This window comes from Streptomyces sp. NPDC059455 (assembly GCF_042750115.1).
GTDB lineage: Bacteria > Actinomycetota > Actinomycetes > Streptomycetales > Streptomycetaceae > Streptomyces > Streptomyces endocoffeicus.
In genome coordinates this window covers 1-5,163 of sequence record NZ_JBHYVB010000383.1, presented here as the reverse complement: position 1 = coordinate 5,163, position 5,163 = coordinate 1, and the positions used below count along the sequence as shown (strand labels likewise).

Here is a 5,163-nt window from a genome sequence, read left to right as displayed (position 1 = left end):
CAGAGTTCGTCAGGAACCAGCCGCTGCGACAGACCAACACCCATAGCGCAACATCATGCCGCATCAACCTGACACCACGTGAGACAAGCTCTTAGCCTCCCGCCATGCGCGCAGTTCGCCCACCATTACACAGATCTGCAAAGTGCTCAGGAATCAATGGGCCACAGGGATTCATGGACCATCGGGGCTCCGACGTCGCTGGCGGCACAAATGAACGTGTCTGGCACTGCGTCAGAGAACGATGGTGGCCCGGGAATAGATTGCGGAGGAGTCGCGCATTTCACCGGCCGCTCATACCGTCGGGAAGCTTGATGCAGCTCTCAGCCATCTCGGTTCCACGGCCTTTTCTCGAAGGTGCATCTCCTTTTCGTGGAAGCGCGGCGCTCACCTGCCCGACCGGCTCCCGTCCGAGGACGTCGCGGCCGTACCGGACACTCGCATGGGTCGCGACCTGTGCGGAGAGCATCATCCGCGGCTGCTCCGGCACCCATCCCGCCATCATCCCTGCCATCCCCGATCGCCACTTCTCGAGTTACACGAGTACACGTGAAGAAATTGTGGATATACGTCCACACCGATCTCCTTGCGCCCCCTACGACACCCCTCCCCAGCTCGCCCACCACACCCGCTGCCGTCCGCCCCGGGGCCGAGCCCGTCAGGGGGAGCGCGTCCCCGCCCGCCCGTCCGTGGCGAGGGTGTCGGCCAGCGGGTTGAGCAGCTGGCCGGCCAGGTCGAGCAGCTGCTGCTCGACCGGGGTGAGCGCACCAAGGGCGCTGGCCAGCCATTCGGCCCGCTGCGCGAGATCGTCGGACAGCGCTTGGGCGCCGGCGTCGGCGATCGAGAGGATCGAGGCGCGCCGGTCGGTCTCCGAACGCCGCCTGCTGATCAGGCCGTCCGCCTCCAGCTCGCCGAAGGTCCGGGTCAGGGCCTGGAGTTGCTGGTGCTCGGCAAGGGCCACGGCGCTGGGGGTGCAGGGCCCGTTCCGACGCAGGTGGCCCAGCACCATGATCTTTTTCGCGGTCAGGGCACCGGGCGGGCGCTCGTGGCGCAGGCGGGAGCCCAGTCGGAGCAAGCTTTGGAGCAGGGCCTGGGCACAGTCGTCGGTATCCACCGGTTGATACTAAACCGTCATGTAGCATCAGCAGGTGAGATGCCCCGGAAATCTGCACAAAGTCGGCCATGCAGAGGGTGGGAATGCTAATCAAAAGCTATTACTCGGCGGTGGCAATGGTCGCCGTGCTGGGCTCCTTCTTCACGGCGGTGGAGGTCGCGCGCCTCGTCGCGGGGTACCCGGCGGCGGTGCTCGCGGTGCCGGCCGTGATTTTCGCATTCACGGTGTCGCGCCGCCCTGGCGGTGAGCCGGTCCCGGAGAAAGTCATGGCGGCCGCCACGCTCTCGGTCCTCGCGGGGGCGAGCGTCTGGCTCGGTTCGCAGATGGCCGGACACCCCGTGATCTGCGGGGCGGTGTTCGTGGTGCTGATGGCGGGTTCGATCTGGACCAGGCGGTTCGGAGCGGCGGTCACCCGGCTGGGGGCGCTGGTTCCGCTGGCCCTGATCGCCGCTCTGCTGCCCGCCGGATCCGGTACGGGGCGCATGGCGTGGTGGCCGCTCTGCGGATGGATGGCGCTGGTGGGGTTCAGTGCCTTCGTATGGGTCCGCGTCGTGCGCCGGGTCGCCGAGAAGCTGACCGGCCTTCCGGGTTCGCAGCCGGGGCAGGCCCCTGCCAAGCGGTCTGCGCAGCGCGCCGGACTGTCGCCCCGCACCCGGATGGCACTGCAGATGGCGGTGGCGCTGACCGCCGCGTTCTCACTCGGGCACCTCGTATTCGGCGAACACTGGCAGTGGTGCGTGATCAGCGCGATGGTCGTCAGCCTCGGCCCGGTCGGCCGCGGGGACCTGGCTCTCAAGGGCGTCGAGCGTGGACTGGGCGCGATGGCGGGCACACTCGTCGCGGCCCTGATCGCCGCGGTGGCCGAACCCCAGGGCACGACCAGCATCGTGCTGATCTTCGTGGTGCTGGCCCTGGCCTCGACCCTGCGCGCCTACAACTACGCCTTCTACGCCGCAGGCATCACGACGGCGTTGTCCCTGTTCTACGGGTACTTCGGCCAGTCCCCCCAGCACCTGCTGCTCATCCGCCTGCAGGCTCTGGTCCTGGGGGCTGTGCTGGCGGTGGTCGTGGGCTGGTTCCTCGTGCCGGTGCGGACGAGCGACGCGCTACGCCTCCGGCTGGGTGCGACCCTAGGCACCCTCGGCTCGGTGCTCGATGCTCGCAGCGACGGGGCCTCCACCGCCAAGGCACTCGCCGCGTTCGACGCCGCAGCCACCAACCTGAACGCCAGCGCGCGTTCGCACCGGCTGTACCGGGCAGCCACCCGGAAGTTGGGCACGGGGCACGGGATCACGCCGGCCGACGCCGGCGAGGCGCTGCTCGCGACCCGCGGCCCGGTGCACGCCCTGGCCGCGAGCGAGCCCGGCCCGCGCGAAGCTGCCACCGCCGAGACCGTCAGGCTGCTGCGCCGCGCGGTGTCGGCCCCGGCGGATCCCCTGCCCGAGCTGCCGGAACCCGCTGCGGCGGCGCCGCTGGCCGACCTCGATGCCGCACTCCGGCGGTTCACGGCCGCGATCCCGGCCCTCGCCAAGCGCCGGCCGCCCGAGCCGACCAGCAGCGACGACGTCCTCCAGCCGCCCGTTTCCGCCGCCTGACCGACCCGCCGCCCGACTGAACCGCCGTCAGCCCGACGTGGTCAGCCGGAGGTGCTCAAGACCGCGCAGGACGGTGTGGGGCTTCCACACGGGCGGCTCGGTCATCCGGGACTCGGCGAGGATGGGCAGCAGGTGGCGCAGGGCGATGGCGGCCTCGGCGCGTCCCAGCGGAGCGCCCAGGCAGAAGTGGATCCCGTGGCCGAACGACAGGTGCCGGCGGGCCGGGCGGACGAAGTCGAAGTCCTCCGGGTCATCGCCGAGTGCCTCGTCGCGGTTGGCAGCGCCGAGGAGCATGAGGGCACGCGCGCCGGCCGGGACCGTGGTGTCGCCGACCGTGGTGTCCTCCAGCGCGGACCGGACCAGGAGCTGGATGGGCGGGTCGTAGCGCAGGGCCTCTTCGACGCACCTCTCGACCAGGTCCGGGTCGGCCCGCAGGGCGGCGAGCTGGGCGGGGTGGTTGAGCAGGGCGAGCACGGACCCGCCGATGAGGCTGCGGGTGGTCTCGTGGCCGGCGATGAGCAGCAGCCGGCAGGTGATGATGATCTCGTGCTCGGTCAGCGTGCCGTCCTCGTCGTGGACGTGGACGAGGGCGGAGACGAGGTCGTCGCCCGGTTCGCGGCGCCGCTTGGGAATCAGCGCCCCGAGGTAATCGTGGAAGCTGTCACGGGCCGCGCGCATCGTGACGCGGTTCTCGGGCGTGATGAGGAAGCCGGGGTCGATGCTCCGGGACAGCTGCTCGGACCAGGTCACCACCATGGGCCGGTCGGCCTCCGGGATGCCGAGCAGCTCGCTGATCACCCGGACCGGCAGCGGGAGCGCGACGTCGCGGATGACGTCGAAGCTCGGGCCGAGGTCGCCCACCAACTCGCCGGCGATCGCCTCGATGCGCGGCATCAGCGCCCGGACGCTCGCCGGGGTGAGGGCGCGGGACGCCAGGCGGCGCAGCCGCGTGTGGTCGGGCGGGTTCAGCCGGAGCATGTTGCTGGCGTTGTCCTGGGCGGTGACCACGGCCGCGTCGGCGTCGGCGGCGCTGGCCGTCTCCGAGACGGCTCTGGCCGTGTCCGGGGCGGCGGGTGCCGGCTGGCCGGTGCCCCGCCACAGGCTGCGCAGCGGGCTGGCCTCGCGCGGCGCGTGGCCGAAGGCCGAGCTGCTGAGGACCGCCGCGCAGTCCTCGTAGCGGCTGAAGACGAACAGCTTCTCGTGCGGGCGGACGACCGATTGCCGCGCACGCCACTTCGCGTATTCCGGGTACGGGTCACCGAGGCCGAAGAGAGCGGCGAGGGCCTGGAGCTCCTCCGGGCGGACCTCAAGGTCGGTCATCAGTGTGTTCCCGTCGGTTGTACGGGCTCACGGGTGAGCCGGGTGGTCAGTTCAGTGAGGTGTCGATCAACGTGGCGGCCCGGGGCCCGGCGACGTGCGGCCCGGCCCGCGGGCACGCGGTGGCCGCGTCCGGGCCGGCGAGTGGACGCGGCGTCAGAGCAGGCGCCGTCAGAGGACGGTGTCCTCGTACCCGGCCGGCCGGCCTTCGAGGATCACGGTCTTGGTTTCGAGGTAGGGCAGCAGTCCCTCGCGTCCGCCTTCGCGGCCGATGCCGGACTGCTTGAACCCGCCGAACGCGATGCCGAGGTCGCTGCGCAGCGCGTTGTGTCCGACGGTGCCAGAGCGCAGCTGCCTGGAAACCTCGCGGGCCCGGTTGACGTCGTTGGTGAACACCGCCGCGTTGAGGCCGTAGATGGTGTCGTTGGCGATCCGGATCGCGTCCTGCTCGTCGGCCGCGGGGATGACGGACAGCACGGGGCCGAAGATCTCCTCCTGGGCGATGACCGAGCGGTTGTCGACGTTGCCGAACACGGTGGGCTCGACGTACCAGCCGCGGGTCAGGCCCTTCGGGCGACCGCCGCCGGTGGCCAGCGTGGCCCCTTCCGCGACGCCCTTGGCGATGTACCCCTCGACCCGGTCCCGCTGCCGGCTGGCCGCCAGCGGCCCCATCTGCGAGCGCGGGTCGAACGGGTCCCCGACGCGCACCCGGGAGAACACGCCGACGAGGGCCTCGACCAGTTCGTCGTGCCGCGAGCCGCTGACCACGATCCGGGTCAGCGACGAGCAGACCTGCCCGGTGAGGAAGCACTCGGCCTGGGCGAGGCTGCGCGCGGCCGTGGCGAGGTCCATGTCGTCCAGGACGACGGCGGCGGACTTGCCACCGAGCTCCAGCGTGCAGCGGGCCACGCGCTCGCCGCAGATCGAGGCGATGCGCCGTCCGGTGGCCGTCGACCCGGTGAACGTGATCTTGTCCACCCGCGGGTCGCGCACCAGCAGTTCGGACACCTCGCGGTCCGCGGTGACGACGTTGATCACGCCGGGCGGAGCGTAAATGGGCGAGCCCCTGGCTGCCGGCAGGGAGGGGTGACTGGGAGGTCCAGTGCGGGAGACGGCGCGAGCGGGGGCGCGACCGGGCAC

4 protein-coding genes are annotated in these 5,163 nt (G+C 71.2%); 1 reads left to right on the top strand and 3 read right to left on the bottom strand.

Annotated elements, in window-relative coordinates; all coding sequences use genetic code 11:
* Window positions 1-655: 655 nt before the first annotated feature.
* Window positions 656-1,111: a MarR family winged helix-turn-helix transcriptional regulator gene (locus ACFXB5_RS52465; protein WP_385222931.1), complete on the bottom strand. Its 456-nt coding sequence runs from the start codon at window positions 1,109-1,111 to the stop codon at window positions 656-658.
* A gap of 116 nt (window positions 1,112-1,227) precedes the next feature.
* Here ACFXB5_RS52465 and ACFXB5_RS52460 point away from each other — a divergent pair, with 116 nt between their 5' ends.
* Window positions 1,228-2,706 (top strand): FUSC family protein, encoded by a 1,479-nt coding sequence (locus tag ACFXB5_RS52460; protein ID WP_385222934.1) that lies wholly within the window; start codon window positions 1,228-1,230, stop codon window positions 2,704-2,706.
* Window positions 2,707-2,733: 27 nt separating this feature from the next.
* Here ACFXB5_RS52460 and ACFXB5_RS52455 read toward each other — a convergent pair whose 3' ends face one another.
* Together ACFXB5_RS52455 and ACFXB5_RS52450 are read right to left on the bottom strand one after the other, a co-directional pair.
* The gene (locus tag ACFXB5_RS52455) at window positions 2,734-4,026 is read right to left on the bottom strand and encodes a cytochrome P450 (protein WP_385222928.1); all 1,293 of its coding nucleotides are present in this window, start codon (window positions 4,024-4,026) and stop codon (window positions 2,734-2,736) included.
* Between the two features lie 168 nt (window positions 4,027-4,194).
* Window positions 4,195-5,061, bottom strand: a complete 867-nt coding sequence (locus ACFXB5_RS52450; protein ID WP_385222925.1) for an aldehyde dehydrogenase family protein — start codon at window positions 5,059-5,061, stop codon at window positions 4,195-4,197.
* Window positions 5,062-5,163: the final 102 nt, after the last annotated feature.